The following is a 15,365-nucleotide window of genomic DNA, read 5'->3' as shown; positions in this document are numbered from 1 at the left end:
TCTCTCGATGCTCCGCTCCCTCTACACCGCCGCCACGGGCATGGAAGCCCAGCAGCTCAAGATGGACGTGACGGCGAACAACCTCGCCAACGCCAGCACCACCGGCTTCAAGAAGGGCCGCGCCGAGTTCGAGGATCTGATCTCCGAGACCATGCGCGCTCCCGCGGAGCCCACGCCGAACGGCGGCACCGATCCCGCGCCGCTGCAGGTGGGCCTCGGCGTGCGCACGGGCTCCACCACCCGCACGTGGTCCCAGGGCGACCTGCTCTCCACCGGGAACCCCCTCGACGTCGCCATCGAGGGCGACGGCTTCTTCCGCGTGCAGCGGCCCAACGGCGAGCTCGGCTACACCCGCGCCGGCAACTTCCGCGTGGACGCCATGGGCCGCCTGGTCACCCAGCGCGGCGACCTCGTCGAGCCCGGCATCGACGTGCCCGCGGGAGCGAAGCAGATCACCATCCAGTCCGACGGCAGCGTCCTCGCCCAGGTGGACGGCTCGCCCCATCCCGACGAGCTCGGCACCCTCGAGCTCTCCCTCTTCGCGAACCCGAGCGGCCTCCTCGCCATCGGCAACAACCTCTTCACCGCGACGCCGGCCAGCGGAGAGCCGATGCACGTGCGGCCCGGCGAGCAGGGCGCCGGCGGGATCTCGCAGGGCTTCCTCGAGGGCTCGAACGTGAAGGCGGTGGAGGAGATGATCGACATGATCTCCACGCAGCGCGCCTACGAGCTGAACTCCAAGGTGATCCAGACCGCGGATCAGATGCTCCAGCGGCTCACCCAGCTGCGATGATCGCGCTCGTCGCCGCCGTCCTGGCTTCGGCCGCGACCGCGAATTCGTCGCCGGCCCCGGATGCCGCGATCTCCGCGGTGCCCGAGCCGGTCCCCAGCGCACTCCAAGCCGCACTACGTGCCGCCGTCTCGAACCCGGCCGCGCGCCTGGAGATCCGCTCCTTCCGCGACCGCCTCCCTCCGGGCTGCAGGGCCTCGCGCGCCGAGGTCCCCCGCCCGATCGAGACCTCCGGCCGTCAGCACGTGAAGCTAATTGGCACCACGAGTGAAGGATTCGCGTGCGAGGGGTGGGCCTTCGCCGACGTGAAGCTCATGGCGCCCGCCTGGATCACCACCCGGGCGGTCCGAGCCGGCGAGCCGCTGGACGGCGCATCCCGCGAGGATCTGCGCGAGCTCGAGCCCGGCCGCCGCATCCTGCACGAGCTCCCGCCAGGCGCCCGCGCGTCGCGCGATCTGGCTGCCGGAGTCGCGCTCGAACCCGGCCAGATCGGCGGCGCGATCGCGCCGGGCGAGCCGCTGACGGTGCTCCTGCGCCGCGACGGCCTGACGATCGAGACACGGGGCCGCGCGATCGCCTGTGGGCCGGGCCGCGCCTGTGCACAGCTCTCCTCCGGCAAGCGGCTCGAGGGCCGGCTCGAGGGCGAGACCCTCGTCATGGAGGATCCATGATCCGTCCGATCGTCGGATTCACCGCTCTCGTGATCCTCGCGGGCTGCGGCCCCAGGCACATCTCCACCTACGTGCCCAAGCAGCGCGAGTACCAGCTCCCCTCCGAGGGCGAAGCCGCCGCCGAAGCCCGGACGCCGGGGAGCCTCTGGCGCGAGAACCGCCCGGCGGCGAACCTCTTCACCGACGCGCGGGCGCTGCGCACAAACGATCTGCTGGTGGTGAAGATCGAGGAGATCGCGGACGCGAAGCGCAGCGCCGACACCGACCTCACCCGGAGCTCGCAGGCGCAGGCGAGCATCTCGGCCTTCCTCGGCCTCATCGAGAAGATGCAGCGAAACAGCGACTTCCGGGCGAACGTCGAAGGGATGTCGGCGTCGAGCTTCCGCGGCGAGGGAGCGACCGCGCGCACCGAGCGGCTCAAGGCCACCGTTCCCGCCATCGTCCGGAAGGTGCTCCCCAACGGAAACCTCTTCATCGAGGGCCACCGCGTGGTCCTCGTGAACGAGGAGGAGCAGCACTTCTACATCTCCGGCGTGGTCCGCCCGATCGACATCGACCAGGAAAACAGCGTCAAGAGCACCATGGTCGCCGACGCCGAGATCGAGTTCACCGGAAACGGCGTCCTCACCGACAACCAGCGCCAGGGCTGGCTCTCCCGCTACCTCGGCTGGGTCTGGCCCTTCTAGGAGCTCTCCATGCGAAACGCCCTCGCCCTCGTCCTGCTCCTCCTGGCCGCGGCTCCCTCCGGCGCCGCCCCGGTGCGCGTGAAGGAGCTCGCCGCGGTGGAGGGCGTCCGGGAGAACGAGCTCTTCGGCTACGGCCTCGTGGTGGGCCTCGCCGGCACCGGCGACACCGAGCGCGTCTTCTTCACCTCGCAGTCGATCTCCAGCATGCTCGGCCGCCTGGGGATCCGGATCGATCCCCGCGAGGTGCGGGTCCGCAACGTGGCCGCGGTGATGGTGACGGCGCGGCTGCCTCCCTTCGCTCGCCCCGGCGGCAAGATCGACGTCAGCGTCAGCTCGATGGGAAACGCGCGCAGCCTCGCCGGCGGCGTGCTCGTCGTCACCCCGCTCATGGGCTCCGACGGCACGGTCTACGCCTTGTCACAGGGTCCGGTACAGGTCGGCGGTTTCGACGCCGCCGCCGCCGGATCGAGCGTGCGCAAGAACCACCCCACCTCGGGCCGGGTGCCGAACGGCGCCACGATCGAGAAGACGGTGCAGGTCGACCTCGACTCCGGCCCGCTGATCTTCACGCTGACGAACCCCGACTTCACCACCGCGAGCCGGATCGCCGCCGCCTTCAACGGCGCCCTCGGCGCCGAGGTCGCGACGGCCCTCGACCCCGCCGCCGTGGAGGTGCGCGTCCCCGATCGCGGCGATCGGGTGGGCCTGATCGCCCGGCTCGAGGCCCTGGAGGTCGACGCCGACGGAAGGGCCAAGGTCGTCATCAGCGAGCGTACCGGCACGGTGGTCGCCGGCGCGAACGTGCGGATCCGGCCGGTGGCGGTCGCCCACGGCGGCCTGCGGATCACCGTGAGCGAGACGCCGCTCGTCTCCCAGCCGGAGGCCTTCTCCAACGGCCGGACCGTCCGTACCCGCGTCGCCGGCGTCGACGCCCAGGAGGCCGGCCGCGGCGCCGTCGCCCTCCCTGCCACGTCCAACGTCGACGACCTCGTGCGCGCCCTCACCTCCCTCGGCGTCCCGCCCCGCGACCTCGTCTCCATCCTCCAGGCGATCAAGGCGGCCGGCGCCCTCGACGCCGACCTCGAGGTGCTCTGATGGCCCTCCTCCGCGACACGCCCGCCGCCGGCGCGGACCGCCAGCGCGAGGCCGAGCGCGCCTTCGACTCCCTCGTGATCAAGCAGCTCCTCCAGGCGAGCGGCGCGTTCGCAGGGAAGGAGGGCTCGCCGCTCTTCTCCGACCTGATCGTCGACGCCCTCGCGGACTCCCTGGCGGAGGCGGGCCGCCCCGCCCACGGACCCGACCGCCCCCTCCTCGACCTTCTGCCCCAGGCGTCGTCCGGACGTGAGAGGACCGACCCCGCTGCCCTCCTCCATCGGGCTCCAGCAGCAGAGGCCTTCGACCCCTGCGCCCTGGTCCACGGCCCGTCCGCCGTGACCAGCGCCTTCGGACGCCGGGCCGATCCCCTGGGCGAGGGCGTCCAGGAGCACCGCGGCGTCGACCTCGGGGCCAAGGAGGGGAGCGCCATCGTCTCGGCGGCCGATGGCGTGGTGCGGCGCGTCGGTCCCAGGGGCGGCTTCGGCCAGGCGGTCGAGGTCGACCACGGAGGCGGCGTCACCACCCTCTACGCCCACGCCTCGGAGCTCCTGGTGGCGGAGGGCGATCGGGTGCGGAAGGGCCAACCGATCGCCAGGGTCGGGCAGACCGGACGGGCGACGGGCCCCCACCTCCACTTCGAGGTCCGCGTCCACGATCGCCCCGTGAATCCCTCGACGGCCCTTAAGGCCTACGGCAAGCGTGCCGAATAGATGATTCGGACGACTTGCCTCCAGGGGGCCCAAGCCATGACGCCCAAGGACATCCACGACATCGCCAGCCTGCCGGCCGCGAGGAGCGCCACGGGGGTGCGCCCCCGCCACGAGGCCGCCACCGCCCCGGTGACGGCCGATCCGGTCCTGGCGCCGAGGGCCCCCGACAAGGTCACCACCGACACGCAGCGGGAGCTCCAGGCGGCCGTCGAGCACGCCAAGTCGACCTCGGGCGAGACCCGGACCGCCCGCCTCGCGGAGATCGAGGCCCAGGTCCGCAAGGGCAACTACAAGCCGGATCCCGCCCGGATCGCGCAGCGGATCCTCGACGAGGCGGAGCTCCTCGCCCAGATCCACGCGATCCTGCGGACGTAGAGAAGGGTTCCCGAAGGATGCTCGAAGAAGCGATCGCAACGGCCGAGGAGCTGCGCACCCTGCTCCGGCTCCAGCTCGACGAGGCGCCCGAGAGCCGCCGTCGGCTCGCGGGCCTCGACCCCGAGCGGGCGCTCGAGTGGGCAGCAGAGCGGGAGGCCCGGAACGGCCAGGCCCTCGACCTCGAGAAGCGGATCCTCGAGGCGCTCACCCGGGCCTGCGAAGGGCTCCCGGAGCCCACCCTCGCCGCGCTGCGCCGGCACGCCCCCGCGGAAGCGGCCCGCCTCGACGAGGGGCTCGACGAGCTGCGCGACCTGGCGTCCCGCCTCCGCGAGGAGGATCTCGTCACCCGCGAGGCCCTGGGCCACTCCCTCGCCTGCGTGCGCTCCTACCTCTCCCTGCTCGCTCCCGGAAGCGCTGCCTACGACCGGCGGGGCCGGGCGACCGGCCGGGATCCCCTCTCCTCCCGAAGCGTGAGCGTATGAGCAGCCTCTTCACCCTCCTCAACCAGGCGGCCTCGAGCCTCAACGCCCACCGGCTCGCCGTCGCGACGGCGGGAAACAACATCCAGAACGTCAACACCCCCGGGTATGCGCGCCAGCTCGTCCAGCTCGCGGCGGCGCTCCCCGCCGACCGGGTCGGCGGCGGCTACCTGGGCCAGGGCGTCGTCGTCCAGTCGATCGTCCAGCTCCGCGATCGCTTCTTCGAGAGCCAGTTCCCCCAGGCAGCAGCGACCGCCGCGAGGAGCCAGGCCGAGGCGACGGCGCTCCTCGGCGTCCACGTCCTCGATCCCGAGCTAGCCGGCGGCGTCGGCGACGCGCTCACCAAGTTCTACTCATCGGTCCGCGCCCTCGCGGCCGACGCCGGGAACGACGGCCTCCGCCAGACCGCGGTGGCGTCCTCCCGCGCCCTCGCCCTCGCCTTCAACCGCACCTCCGACGGCCTTCGGCAGGCTCGCCTCGGCGTCGACGCACGCCTGGACAGCCTCGCCGACCAGGCGAACGGGCTCAGCCAGCAGATCGCGGAGCTCAACCGGCAGATCCGCGTGGCGACCAGCGCGGCCGGCGGCGCGCCTCCGAACGATCTCCTGGACGCCCGCGCCCGCGCCCGGGACGAGCTCGCCCAGGTGACCGGCGCCACCGCCATCCTCGACGGCGAGGGCAACCTGAACATGTTCCTCCCGAACGGCGCCGCGCTCGTCAGCGGCGACCGCGCGTCGACGCTCTCGACCTGGCCCGACCCCGCCAACGACGGCCACCTCTCGTTCCGCCTCACGAAGGCCGACGGCTCGTCCGAGAACGTCAAGGGCATGGGCGGCGCCATCGGCGGCAACCTCGACGCGCGCGACGGCGCGCTGCGCGAGGCGGAGGAGAAGCTGGATCGTCTCGCGTGGGATCTCGCCGGCATGGTCAACGAGGTCCACCGCTCGGGCTTCGATCTGAACGGGAACCCCGGCGTGGATCTCTTCGACGCAGGCGCCACCGTGGCCGGGGCGGCGCGCCGCCTCGCGGTGGATCCGTCCATCCTCGCCGACCCGTCGCGCCTCGCAGCCTCCGACACCGCCGCCGGGATCCCCGGCAGCGGCCGCAACTTCCTCGCGCTCGGCGCGCTCGAGGATCAGGCGCTCCCGTCCGGCGCGACGGCCATCGCCACCATCGCCTCGATCATCTCCGGCTTCGGCGCCTCGTCGGCCCGGGTGAAGGCCCTGGCCGATCACGACGCCACGCTCCTCGGCAACCTCGACGCGATGCGGGAGTCCGTGAGCGGCGTCAGCATTGACGAGGAGTTGATTCGAATGACACAGGCCCAGCGGGCCTACGACGCCGTCGGCAAGGTGATCGCCACCACCGACGAGATGCTCGATACCCTCATGAAGCTCCGATAGGACCAGCCATCGTGCGCGTGACCGAACGAATGATCTTCGAGCGCGGCCTCACCACCACGGGCCGCGCAGCCGAGCAAGTGGAGCGCGCGGCCCGGGAGTCTGCGTCCGGCGCCCGGATCTTCCATCCGAGCGACGACGCCGTGGCCTCCGGCGGCGTCGTGATGGGCAAGGCCCAGGCGGAGCGCTTCGCCTCCATCGCCCGCAACGGCGAGCGGGCCCTGGACGAGCTGGGCCAGGCGGACGCCGCCCTCGGCGAGCTGGGGACGATCCTCGTCCGCGCCCAGCAGATCGCCATCCAGGCGTCCAACGACTCCGCCTCCGCCGAGGGCCGCAGGGCCGCGGGCCTCGAGGTCGAGGCGATGATCCGCGGCGCCGCCGCCGCGTTGAACGTGAAGGTCGGCAACCGCTACGTCTTCGCGGGCGATCAGAGCGCGTCGCCGGCCTGGGACGTCGACGGCAACTTCGTCGGAGACACGGGCGTCCGCTCCCTCGAGGTCGCCCCCGGCATCTTCCTCGACACCTCGATCCGCGCCGATCAGGTGGTGAACGGCACCGCCGGAGGCATCGACGTCTTCGCCGTGCTCCGCGACCTCGCCGCGGCCCTGGCGGCCGACGACGTCCCGGCGATCCGCGCCGGCCTCGACGACTATCCGAAGGCGATCGCGCAGGTCGCGTCGGGACGCGCCAGCGCCGGCGGCCTGATGAACGTGCTCGCGTCCTCGGTCGACGCCGCGAAGGCGGGCGAGAGCGCCGCGACGATCGACGTGGGCCGCATGGCCGACGCCGATCCCATCGACGCCGCGAGCCGCCTCGCCCTCGCCCAGCACGCGCTCGACGCGGCCCTCACCGTCGCCGCACAGAGCTTCCGCCTCTCCCTCCTCGACAAGCTGAGGTGAGGGCGGCCGTTCATGAGGGATCGCGCGCTGCAGACCCGCGCCCGGTCCGGGCGCTCCTCCGTTGGCGGATGCGGCGGATCCTCGCCGGCATGCCCCTGCGCGGCAGGCGCATGCTGCGCCTCCTGCCGTCCCTCTTCCACGCGAGCTATCCGACCCCCGAGCTGCGCGGCGAGCCTCCCGGCGTGGAGGGCCACTCGGCGCGGCGCTCGTGGATCGCCATCGGTCGCACGTTCGGACTCCCGGCGCCCACCGGCACCCAGCGCGCGAGGCGGACGATTCGCTCTCTCGTCGCCTTCCCCGTGCAGGGAGGCGTCGAGCTCGTGGTCCTGCCGATCCCCGACGCCCGCCAGCACGAGCTGGAGGCCGTCCGGCAGCGGTGCCGATACGCACAGGGCCTGATGCAGCGCAACGGCGTGGCGGCGACCATCCGCATCGCCGAGCCGTCGCTGGACGGCGAGCTCTTCGCCTTGAGGTTGCTGCTCTTCGGCGGCCTCCTCGCCGGCGGGCTTCCGGGCGATTCCTTCGACTCGCTGACGGTGGACTCCGCCGACGCGATCGCGGCCCTCATCGACCACGCGCCGTCGCGGCTCGTGGCGGCGTCGTTGATGATGCTCCAGGCGGGCGCGTCCACGTCGTCGCCGATGGCGCTCCTGCGCTCCCGCGGGCCAGGAAAATCCGCGGCGACCCTCTCCGATCCCGAGCTCTTCTGCGCGGTCTGGGTGTCCCGCTGGACGCTCGCCGGCATGCTCCCCCTCGAGGCGGTGCGGCTCGCCGGATCGGTGCCGGCCAGCCGAAGGGCCGCCGCGAGGTGGCTCGATGCCAGCCCGGCGGAGTCACGCATTCAGGCCCTAGTGGGTGCGGGCAGCTCCGATGCTCGATCATTCGCCGACTGGAGCATGCCGACCGTCGGCGGATCGGCCGACGGCCATGACGATGTGAGATCCATCGTCACACTCGGTCGCTCGCTCACCGTGACGGCTGCCGGGGCGGTCCGGCGCCACCCTCTCGCCGGGAGCCGCGGGCTCCGGGAGCGCTTTCGCCGCGCGTTCCTCACGCCGAGGGGGCTCCCCGCCTTCCTCGAGACGGCCTTCGACGTCGCCGCCGCCGGGAGCGGCCGCCTCGGCCTCGAGGAGCTGATCGAGCTCGGCGGCGGCGAGGCGGCGGGCCCCCTCGAGACCGCCCTCGTCCGCGGGCTCGCGATCCTGGGACGTGCGGACGGCAGCCTCGCGCCGCGCCTCGACCCGCCCTGGCCCGGGATCGCCCGCCGGCTCGAGCGCGCCGTACAGCGCCGCACCTTCCTGCTCTCGATCGGCGTCCACGCCTTCGAAGGACCGCCGCTCGATCCCCTCAACCGCGGCCCGCGACGCCGCAACAGCCTGCGCAATCCTCTCGCCGTCGCCCTCTCCCCGAAGCACCGCCCCACCGCGCGCCGCCTCCTCGCCGGAGAAGCGGTGCGCCGCGTGATCGCCGACGCCAGCAGCGGCAGGCAGGTCGAGATCCTCGCCGAGGACGCGACCGCGGAGCCGGCCGCGTCGCGGCTCGCCCGCCTCGCCGCGAGGGCAGGAGCGGAGACGCCCCTCGCCGCCGAAGTGGGCGGCAGCGTGCTCCTCCGCCACGGCGGCACGCCCCGGCGATACGGGCTGCGAGCCTTCCTCTCGAGGCCCCGCCGCTACGTCCCGGATCCGGAGGCACCCGACCTGGGCGCCGCCGGCGGCCACGTGGGGCTCCCGCCACGCGGCACCGTCGACTGCCTCGTCCTCGACGACGGCGCACCCCTGGCGACGCTGATCTACGCCGACTCGCGCGGCTTCCGCGTCCGTGAGGAGGTCCACCCCTCCCGCCTCGAGGCGCACCTCGCCGAAGCGCGCGAGCTCCTACGGAGCGCACGGGAGCCCACGGTCCTTACCGTGCGCGTCTCCGGCGCGAGGCGCGCGATGACCGCGGCGCCTCCAGAGACCGAACCCGTCGCCGTCGGCGTCGAGGGCGAGCTCCTCCATGACCTCCGTCTCACGCTGCTCGGCGAGCGCTTCGGCAGGGGCGGCGCGCTCCGGTGGGCAGGAGCGGCTACGGCGCTGCTCTCCGTCTGGCCGACGACCTCCTTTCCGGCGATGCGCTTCCACGCCTTCGACGTCCGGCTCCGCGGAGCGCCGGCATCGGGCCTCGAGCTCCTCTACGCCCGCTCGGTGGTGCTGCGCCGGCTGCTGCTCCACATGCGCCGGATGATCCGCCCTTAACCGTCCGCGGGTCCGTACCGAAGAGAGGGGAGGCGGCGCCCCTCGCGTGCCGCAAGGAGATCCTTCCCATGACGATGAGCATCCGTACCAACGTGGGCTCGCTGAACGCCCAGCGAAACCTCTACTCCACCCAGAACACCCTCAACACCAGCCTCGCCAAGCTCTCCTCGGGCTACCGGATCACCAAGGCGGGCGACGACGCCGCCGGCCTCGCCATCAGCGAGGTGCTCCGCTCGCAGATCTCGGGCCTCAACCAGGCCTCGCGCAACGCGCAGGATGGCATCTCCTTCATCCAGACGGCCGAAGGCGCGCTCCAGGAAGTCCACTCGATGCTGCAGCGCATGAACACGCTCGCGCTGCAGGCGTCGAACGCCACGCTCTCCAACGAAAACCGCGGCCTGATCGCGAAGGAGGTCGGCGACCTTCGGGCCGAAATCACCTCCATCGCCGATCGCGTGAACTTCAACGGCGTGAAGATGCTCGGCGAGGACAAGACGATCGAGTTCCAGATCGGCACCGGCAAGGACGACAAGCTGGGCGTCGACTTCAAGAGCATCAAGATGGATGAGTTCGCCTCCGACCTGGACGACGCCATCCAGGACCTCCTCGACGCCGCCGCCGACTTCGACCCGACGGATCCGGACTCCGGAGCAACCGCCGACGACGCGTCCGCGCTCATCGACGGGATCAAGGCCGCGATCAACTCGGTCAGCGACATGCGTGCGACCCTCGGCGCCGCCCAGAACCGCCTCGATCACGCCATCGAGAACATCAACGTCACCGCGGAGAACCTCTCGGCCTCCGAGAGCCGGATCCGCGACGCCGACGTTGCCGCCGAGACCGCCGAGATGACGAAGGCGCAGATCCTCATGCAGGCCGGCGTCTCCGTCCTCGCCCAGGCGAACCAGATGCCGCAGATGGCGCTGAAGCTCCTCGGCTAAAGCGTTTCGCTGAACCCGCCGGGAGGAGGATGAACGCTCCTCCCGGCCCCTTCGCACAAGGACCGAGGCGAGATGGCGAACTTCGTCGGCGGGCTGATCTCCGGGATCGACTCGCAGCTCATCATCGACAAGATGGTCTCGCTGGAGTCGCGGCCGATCGCGCTGATCCAGCAGCGCAAGTCGGCGCTGAAGGTCCAGGTCTCCGCCTTCGGCGATCTCCTCTCGCGACTCTCCACCTTCGGAAACACGACCCACTCGATGGCCCGAGACGGGGTCCGCTCAGTGAAGGTCGCCAGCACCAACAGCGCGTTCACGGCCACCGCGACCACCGGCGCGTCTCCCGGCAACTACTCCATCGCGGTCCAATCCCTGGCCACCGTGGCGCGGACCACGTCCGCCACCTTCGCCGACGCGGACGCAAAGGTTCGCGCGGGCCGTCTCGACCTCGAGGTGCAGGGCCAGAGCTTCGGCGTCGACATCGCCGAGGGCGCGACCCTCGCCGACGTCGCCGCCGCCATCGCGGCCTCCGGCGCGCCCGTGTCCGCGACGGTGATCTTCGATGGCAGGCGGGCCCACCTCTCGATCTCGAACCGGGATTCGGGCCACCCGATCGACGCCGCTCCCGACTCGGCCTTGGTGATCCGCCAGACCCTCACCGGATCCACCGGCGCCGCGCTCTTCGGCGACGACCCCGACGATCCCACGGCGAACGTGGAGGTCCGCGCCTCCGCACAGAACGCCCGCTTCACCCTCGACGACCTCGCGATCGAGCGCACGAGCAACCGGATCGACGATCTGCTCCCTGGCGTGCGCCTCGAGCTCAAGGCGCAGAGCTCCGCCCCCGAGACGCTGTCCCTCCAGGACGATCGCGACGGGACGCGCAGCCGGGTACAGGCCTTCGTCGACGCCTACAACGCGATCGCGTCGATGGTCCGCAGGCAGACCTACGCGACCGAGCTCGCCGCCGGGCCGCTCTCGGGCGACTCCGTCGCCAGGAACCTGGAGATGGACCTCCAGGGCCTCCTCTCCATGCTCATCCCGGGCGGCGGCCTGAAGACCCTCTCCGAGGCCGGCATCGCCCTCGGACGCGACGGCCTCCTCTCGGTCGACGGCGCCGCGATGGACGAGGCGCTCGCCCGCGATCCCTCCGCGCTCGATCGCCTCTTCCGGGGCGAGAACGGCCTCGACTCGGCGATCCAGGCCCTGGTCAAGCGCTACACCAACAGCAAGGACGGCCTCCTCGTCGACCGGAAGTCCGGCCTCGAGGCCACGATCAAGCGGATGGACGAGGACGTCGAGGCCAAGCAGGCGCACATCGAGAAGTTCCGGGAAGGCCTGATGCGCCGCTTCACCGCCCTCGAAGAGACCCTCTCCAAGCTCGGCAACACGAAGAACTACCTCGACGCGCTCGAGAAGGCCCGGGAGAAGAAATGAACGCCGCCGCGATCTACAACCGCACCCAGGCCCAGACCGCCGATCCGGAGCGGATCATGCTCCTGCTCTTCGAGGGCGCCCTCGCGCGGATCCGCCGCGGCGCCGCCGAGCTGGAGCAGGGGCAGCGCGGCAAGGCCGCCGACGCCCTCGAGCGGGCGAGCGAGATCGTCCTCGAGCTCCGTGGCTCCCTCGATCACGACCGCGCCCCCGAGATCTGCGAACAGCTCTCCGCCCTCTACGTCTACGTGGCCACGCGGCTCACCCGCGCCATCTCCTCCGGCGATCCGGCCTACGCTCGGGAGGCGGAGGAGACCCTCGCTCCCATCGCCGACGCCTTCGGGCAGGCGGTGGCCCAGGTACGCGCGCGATGACGCACGAACTGGCGGAGACGCTGGAGGCCACGAGGGCCGCGCTCGCACGGGGCGACGCCCTCGAGGCCTCGCACTTCGCCTCCCTGGCCTGGGAGCACTGTGAGGCCCTCCAGGCCAGCGGCAGTTCGATCCCGGCCGACCGGGTCGCCGAAGCCTCGGCGCTGGTCTCCGCCTGCATCGAGGCCGCGCAGCCCCTCCGGGACGAGCTGCGCCTCGAGCTGGAGCGCGCCGGCGCATCGAGCCGCGCCCACGCGGCCTACGCCCGCTGACGGTCGAAGCGCCCGGCGTTCGACCCAGCGCTGGGCTCGGCCTTCAGATCGTCCGAGAGAAGACCGGCAGCTTTCCCTTGCGGGTCGGAGGCAGCCGCCCGAGCCACGCGTCGAAGGCCATCGCCGCCGCGCGCACGAAGGGCTGTCCGTCCGGCGTCACCTCCACCGCACCAGGGAGCCGGCGGACGAGGCCATCCTCCTCGAGGGGCCGAAGCGCCTCGAGGGAGCTCGAGAGCTCCCGCGCTGCGTCCACGCCGTGCTTCTCGCCGAGGGCGCCCAGGTCGAGGTGGAAGTTGCACATGAGCTGCGTGATCGCGTCCCGGCGCAGGAGGTCGTCCCGCTCGAGCCACGCGCCCTTCTCGGTAGCGAAGCGGCCGGCGCGGATCGCCTCGTAGTAAGCGCCCAGCGGCCGCACGTTCTGCGCGTACGAGCCCCGCAGGTCCGAGATGGCCGTGGCTCCGACCGCGACGATGTCCGGCGCGGGCCTCACGGTGTAGCCCTGGAAGCTCCGCGAGAGGCGTCGCTCGGCCTGGGCCAGCGCGAGCTCGTCGTCCTTCCGCGCGAAGTGATCCATGCCGATCGCCACGTAGCCCTCGGCGAGGAGCCGCTCCCGCGCGTGCTGGAAGAGCGCGAGCTTCTCGGGCCCTGCCGGGAGCGTCCCCTCGTCGATCTTGCGCTGATGGGGCCGAAGATCCGGAACGTGTGCGTAGGAGAAGATCGCCACCCGGTCGGGCGCCAGGCGGATCACCTCCTCGATCGAGCGCGCGAAGGTCTCCATCCGCTGGTGCGGCAAACCGTAGATCAGGTCGAAGTTGATGCCCCGGTAGCCGAGCTTCCGCGCGTACTCGACCAGCTTCTCCGTCTCCTCCACGGTCTGGAGCCGGTTCACCGCCCTCTGCACCTCGGGTGTGAAGTCCTGCACCCCTAGCGACAGCCGGTTGAAGCCCATGCCGCGGAGGAGCGCGAGCTGTTCACGGCTCGTGACCACCGGATCGACCTCGATGGCCACCTCGGCGTCGCGCCGCACCTCGAAGCGCTCCGTGATCTTGTCCCAGAGGCGCACGAGGAGGGCCTCGTCGAGGCTCGTGGGCGTGCCGCCGCCGTAGTGGAGCTGCAGGAGCCGGTTGCGGCGCCCGAGGCGATCGGCCGCCAGGTCGAGCTCGGCCCGCACCACCTCGACGTACTCTTCGTGTTTGTCGCGATTGCTGGAGATGACGACGTTGCAGCCGCAGTAGGTGCAGAGCTCCCGGCAGAACGGGAGGTGCACGTAGAGCGAGAGCGGGAGCTCGTCGCCCGCGGCGCCGGCCTCCTCGAGCTTGGCCGCGAAGTCGTCGGGGCCGAAGGCGTCGGTCCACGCCGGCACGGTGGGGTAGCTGGTGTAGCGGGGTCCCGGCTTGTCGTGGCGTGCGACGAGCTCGGCCATCCGGTTTTCAGGGAGCATGGATCACATCCGGCCCGTGCGAGAGCTGGGCAGCGACGAGAACGGCGAGGTTGGCGGCGACGAAGATCGCGAGGAGCACGACCACGAAGAGCCAGGGTCGATCGGCGAGGAACCGTTTCATGTGCCTTCCTTATGCGACGGGGCGGGCCCAAGGAAGCGCGCCTCGATCGCCCTGCGCTTGCCGGAGGCGCCGTCCTCCACGTCGATCCGGACCTCGAAGGCGCCGGGGAAGCCTTCGCGCGGGACGCTCACGAAGATCGGCAAGCGGAAGCTCTCCAGGGACTCGAGGTGCACCTTGTGGTGGGGCAGCGTGAAGCTCGCTTCCAACGGGGCCGAGACCTCCACCATGAGGTCGGTCGGCCCGGGGTTCTTGTTCACCAGGTGGAGCTCGAACTGGTTGCGCACGGCGTCGTCCGTGAGGACGAAGGGCGCGCCCCGGACCCGGAGGAGGTTCGCCTCGAAGGGCGTGCGGCGGGAGAGGCCCAGGGCGAGGGAGGTGCAGGCCACCAGGAGGAGCGCGCCGTAGGCCACGAGACGAGGCCGGAAGGTGCGTTTCGGCTGCCCCGTGAGGCCGGCCTGCGAGTCGTAGCGGATGAGCCCGGTGGGCCTGCCGATCTTGATCATCACGTCGTCGCAGGCGTCCACGCACTGTGCGCATCCGATGCACTCGAGCTGGAGGCCGTCGCGGATGTCGATCCCGGTGGGGCAGACCACGACGCAGCGGTTGCAGTCGACGCAGTCACCCTTCTCCGCCGGAGCCTTCGGGAGCGGCTCTCCCGAGACCACCGGGAGCGGGTGGCGCTCCTCCCGCCGGATCTTCCCGCGCGGCTCGCCCCGCCCCACGTCGTAGCCGATGACCAGGCTGTGGTCGTCCTGCATGGCGGACTGGAGCCGGCCGTAGGGGCAGATCACGATGCAGAGCTGCTCCCGGAACCAGGCGAAGTTGAAGTAGAGCGCGCCGGCGACGGCCATGGTCCAGAGGAAGGCCGCCGGGTTCTCCCGCGGATCCCGCTGGACGATCTCGACGAGGGAGCCGAGGGAGACGAAGAAGCTCAGGAAGGCGTGGGAGAGCAGGAGCGAGACGACCACGAAGGCCGCGTGCTTCAGCACCTTGCGGGCGATCTTGCCGGGGCTCCACGGCGCCGAAGCGAGGCGGATCCGCGCCTCGCGGGGGCCCTCGATCCACCGCTCGATGCGGCGGTAGACCCCTTCGAGGAAGACGGTCTGCGGGCAGGCCCAGCCGCACCAGACGCGGCCCAGCCAGGCGGTGAAGAAGAGGAGCGAGAAGCCGATGGCCGCCAGCAGGAAGACCACCAGCCAGAAGTCCTGGGCGTTGAAGGTGGCGCCGAAGAGGAAGAAGCGCCTCCCGGCCACGTCGAGGAAGACCGCCGGCGCTCCCCCGATCCGCACGAAGGGGAGCGCCAGGTAGATCGCGATCAGCGCGGCGTAGGCCACCGTGCGCCTGCGCACGAATCGACCCTTCACGTCGGCGGGGTGCACGTGGTTCCTCGATCCGTCCTTGTGGATCGAGGAGAGGCGCTGGAGGCTCGGCTTCTCGCGTGTCGCCATG

Annotated in this window: 17 protein-coding genes; 14 read left to right on the top strand and 3 right to left on the bottom strand. The window is 71.7% G+C overall.

Going from position 1 to position 15,365, the window contains the following annotated elements; genetic code table 11:
* The first annotated feature begins 7 nt into the window (after positions 1–7).
* From flgG to AKJ08_RS16505, 14 genes are all read left to right on the top strand, one after another.
* On the top strand, positions 8–793 hold the full coding sequence (gene flgG / locus AKJ08_RS16570) for a flagellar basal-body rod protein FlgG (protein ID WP_050727085.1): 786 nt from the start codon (positions 8–10) through the stop codon (positions 791–793).
* Positions 790–1,461, top strand: a complete 672-nt coding sequence (locus tag AKJ08_RS16565; RefSeq protein WP_050727084.1) for a hypothetical protein — start codon at positions 790–792, stop codon at positions 1,459–1,461. The genes flgG and AKJ08_RS16565 overlap by 4 nt, the downstream gene beginning before the upstream one ends.
* Positions 1,458–2,147: a flagellar basal body L-ring protein FlgH gene (locus AKJ08_RS16560; RefSeq protein WP_050727083.1), complete on the top strand. Its 690-nt coding sequence runs from the start codon at positions 1,458–1,460 to the stop codon at positions 2,145–2,147. Before AKJ08_RS16565 ends, AKJ08_RS16560 begins: the two co-directional genes overlap by 4 nt.
* A 9-nt stretch (positions 2,148–2,156) precedes the next feature.
* On the top strand, positions 2,157–3,242 hold the full coding sequence (locus AKJ08_RS16555) for a flagellar basal body P-ring protein FlgI (protein WP_050727082.1): 1,086 nt from the start codon (positions 2,157–2,159) through the stop codon (positions 3,240–3,242).
* Positions 3,242–3,952: a M23 family metallopeptidase gene (locus AKJ08_RS16550; protein ID WP_050727081.1), complete on the top strand. Its 711-nt coding sequence runs from the start codon at positions 3,242–3,244 to the stop codon at positions 3,950–3,952. The genes AKJ08_RS16555 and AKJ08_RS16550 overlap by 1 nt, the downstream gene beginning before the upstream one ends.
* Complete coding sequence (locus AKJ08_RS16545; protein WP_082343293.1) at positions 3,953–4,327, top strand: flagellar biosynthesis anti-sigma factor FlgM; 375 nt, start codon at positions 3,953–3,955, stop codon at positions 4,325–4,327. It begins immediately after the preceding gene.
* A 17-nt stretch (positions 4,328–4,344) separates the two neighbouring features.
* Positions 4,345–4,809 (top strand): hypothetical protein, encoded by a 465-nt coding sequence (locus AKJ08_RS16540; RefSeq protein WP_050727079.1) that lies wholly within the window; start codon positions 4,345–4,347, stop codon positions 4,807–4,809.
* Positions 4,806–6,209, top strand: coding sequence for a flagellar hook-associated protein FlgK (gene flgK / locus AKJ08_RS16535; RefSeq protein ID WP_050727078.1), 1,404 nt, complete (start codon positions 4,806–4,808; stop codon positions 6,207–6,209). The genes AKJ08_RS16540 and flgK overlap by 4 nt, the downstream gene beginning before the upstream one ends.
* A 29-nt stretch (positions 6,210–6,238) precedes the next feature.
* Positions 6,239–7,105: a flagellin N-terminal helical domain-containing protein gene (locus AKJ08_RS16530; protein ID WP_050727077.1), complete on the top strand. Its 867-nt coding sequence runs from the start codon at positions 6,239–6,241 to the stop codon at positions 7,103–7,105.
* A 68-nt stretch (positions 7,106–7,173) separates the two neighbouring features.
* Positions 7,174–9,339 (top strand): hypothetical protein, encoded by a 2,166-nt coding sequence (locus tag AKJ08_RS16525; RefSeq protein ID WP_050727076.1) that lies wholly within the window; start codon positions 7,174–7,176, stop codon positions 9,337–9,339.
* Positions 9,340–9,407: 68 nt separating this feature from the next.
* On the top strand, positions 9,408–10,280 hold the full coding sequence (locus tag AKJ08_RS16520) for a flagellin N-terminal helical domain-containing protein (protein ID WP_050727075.1): 873 nt from the start codon (positions 9,408–9,410) through the stop codon (positions 10,278–10,280).
* 72 nt (positions 10,281–10,352) lie between these two features.
* The gene (fliD, locus tag AKJ08_RS16515; protein WP_050727074.1) at positions 10,353–11,714 is read left to right on the top strand and encodes a flagellar filament capping protein FliD; all 1,362 of its coding nucleotides are present in this window, start codon (positions 10,353–10,355) and stop codon (positions 11,712–11,714) included.
* Positions 11,711–12,085 carry a flagellar export chaperone FliS gene (fliS, locus tag AKJ08_RS16510; RefSeq protein WP_050727073.1) on the top strand — a complete coding sequence of 125 codons (375 nt, stop codon included), beginning with the start codon at positions 11,711–11,713 and terminating at the stop codon, positions 12,083–12,085. Before fliD ends, fliS begins: the two co-directional genes overlap by 4 nt.
* Positions 12,082–12,354, top strand: a complete 273-nt coding sequence (locus tag AKJ08_RS16505) for a hypothetical protein (RefSeq protein ID WP_050727072.1) — start codon at positions 12,082–12,084, stop codon at positions 12,352–12,354. The genes fliS and AKJ08_RS16505 overlap by 4 nt, the downstream gene beginning before the upstream one ends.
* A gap of 43 nt (positions 12,355–12,397) precedes the next feature.
* On the opposite strand, the gene hemN is transcribed toward AKJ08_RS16505, so the two are convergent.
* Genes hemN through ccoG form a run of 3 tightly spaced genes read right to left on the bottom strand, consistent with a single transcriptional unit; the run spans position 12,398 to position 15,364 of the window.
* Positions 12,398–13,795: an oxygen-independent coproporphyrinogen III oxidase gene (gene hemN / locus AKJ08_RS16500; RefSeq protein WP_050727071.1), complete on the bottom strand. Its 1,398-nt coding sequence runs from the start codon at positions 13,793–13,795 to the stop codon at positions 12,398–12,400.
* Entirely contained in the window at positions 13,785–13,916 is a 132-nt protein-coding gene (locus AKJ08_RS20690; protein WP_276202177.1) for a hypothetical protein, read from the bottom strand. The genes hemN and AKJ08_RS20690 overlap by 11 nt, the downstream gene beginning before the upstream one ends.
* The gene (gene ccoG, locus AKJ08_RS16495) at positions 13,913–15,364 is read right to left on the bottom strand and encodes a cytochrome c oxidase accessory protein CcoG (protein WP_050727070.1); all 1,452 of its coding nucleotides are present in this window, start codon (positions 15,362–15,364) and stop codon (positions 13,913–13,915) included. The genes AKJ08_RS20690 and ccoG overlap by 4 nt, the downstream gene beginning before the upstream one ends.
* Position 15,365 lies beyond the last annotated feature (1 nt).

Origin of the sequence: Vulgatibacter incomptus (assembly GCF_001263175.1) — a bacterium.
Lineage (GTDB): Bacteria > Myxococcota > Myxococcia > Myxococcales > Vulgatibacteraceae > Vulgatibacter > Vulgatibacter incomptus.
The sequence above is the reverse complement of the archived record's forward strand: the minus strand, read 5'-3'. Positions and strand labels throughout refer to the sequence as shown.

What these genes read in the sequence shown, in the direction of transcription:
- flgG (WP_050727085.1), top strand. Translation starts at nt 8, where the DNA reads ATGCTCCGCTCCCTCTACACCGCCGCCACGGGCATGGAAGCCCAGCAG.
- AKJ08_RS16565 (WP_050727084.1), top strand. Translation starts at nt 790, where the DNA reads ATGATCGCGCTCGTCGCCGCCGTCCTGGCTTCGGCCGCGACCGCGAAT.
- AKJ08_RS16560 (WP_050727083.1), top strand. Translation starts at nt 1,458, where the DNA reads ATGATCCGTCCGATCGTCGGATTCACCGCTCTCGTGATCCTCGCGGGC.
- AKJ08_RS16555 (WP_050727082.1), top strand. Translation starts at nt 2,157, where the DNA reads ATGCGAAACGCCCTCGCCCTCGTCCTGCTCCTCCTGGCCGCGGCTCCC.
- AKJ08_RS16550 (WP_050727081.1), top strand. Translation starts at nt 3,242, where the DNA reads ATGGCCCTCCTCCGCGACACGCCCGCCGCCGGCGCGGACCGCCAGCGC.
- AKJ08_RS16545 (WP_082343293.1), top strand. Translation starts at nt 3,953, where the DNA reads ATGATTCGGACGACTTGCCTCCAGGGGGCCCAAGCCATGACGCCCAAG.
- AKJ08_RS16540 (WP_050727079.1), top strand. Translation starts at nt 4,345, where the DNA reads ATGCTCGAAGAAGCGATCGCAACGGCCGAGGAGCTGCGCACCCTGCTC.
- flgK (WP_050727078.1), top strand. Translation starts at nt 4,806, where the DNA reads ATGAGCAGCCTCTTCACCCTCCTCAACCAGGCGGCCTCGAGCCTCAAC.
- AKJ08_RS16530 (WP_050727077.1), top strand. Translation starts at nt 6,239, where the DNA reads ATGATCTTCGAGCGCGGCCTCACCACCACGGGCCGCGCAGCCGAGCAA.
- AKJ08_RS16525 (WP_050727076.1), top strand. Translation starts at nt 7,174, where the DNA reads ATGCGGCGGATCCTCGCCGGCATGCCCCTGCGCGGCAGGCGCATGCTG.
- AKJ08_RS16520 (WP_050727075.1), top strand. Translation starts at nt 9,408, where the DNA reads ATGACGATGAGCATCCGTACCAACGTGGGCTCGCTGAACGCCCAGCGA.
- fliD (WP_050727074.1), top strand. Translation starts at nt 10,353, where the DNA reads ATGGCGAACTTCGTCGGCGGGCTGATCTCCGGGATCGACTCGCAGCTC.
- fliS (WP_050727073.1), top strand. Translation starts at nt 11,711, where the DNA reads ATGAACGCCGCCGCGATCTACAACCGCACCCAGGCCCAGACCGCCGAT.
- AKJ08_RS16505 (WP_050727072.1), top strand. Translation starts at nt 12,082, where the DNA reads ATGACGCACGAACTGGCGGAGACGCTGGAGGCCACGAGGGCCGCGCTC.
- hemN (WP_050727071.1), bottom strand. Translation starts at nt 13,795, where the DNA reads ATGCTCCCTGAAAACCGGATGGCCGAGCTCGTCGCACGCCACGACAAG.
- AKJ08_RS20690 (WP_276202177.1), bottom strand. Translation starts at nt 13,916, where the DNA reads ATGAAACGGTTCCTCGCCGATCGACCCTGGCTCTTCGTGGTCGTGCTC.
- ccoG (WP_050727070.1), bottom strand. Translation starts at nt 15,364, where the DNA reads ATGGCGACACGCGAGAAGCCGAGCCTCCAGCGCCTCTCCTCGATCCAC.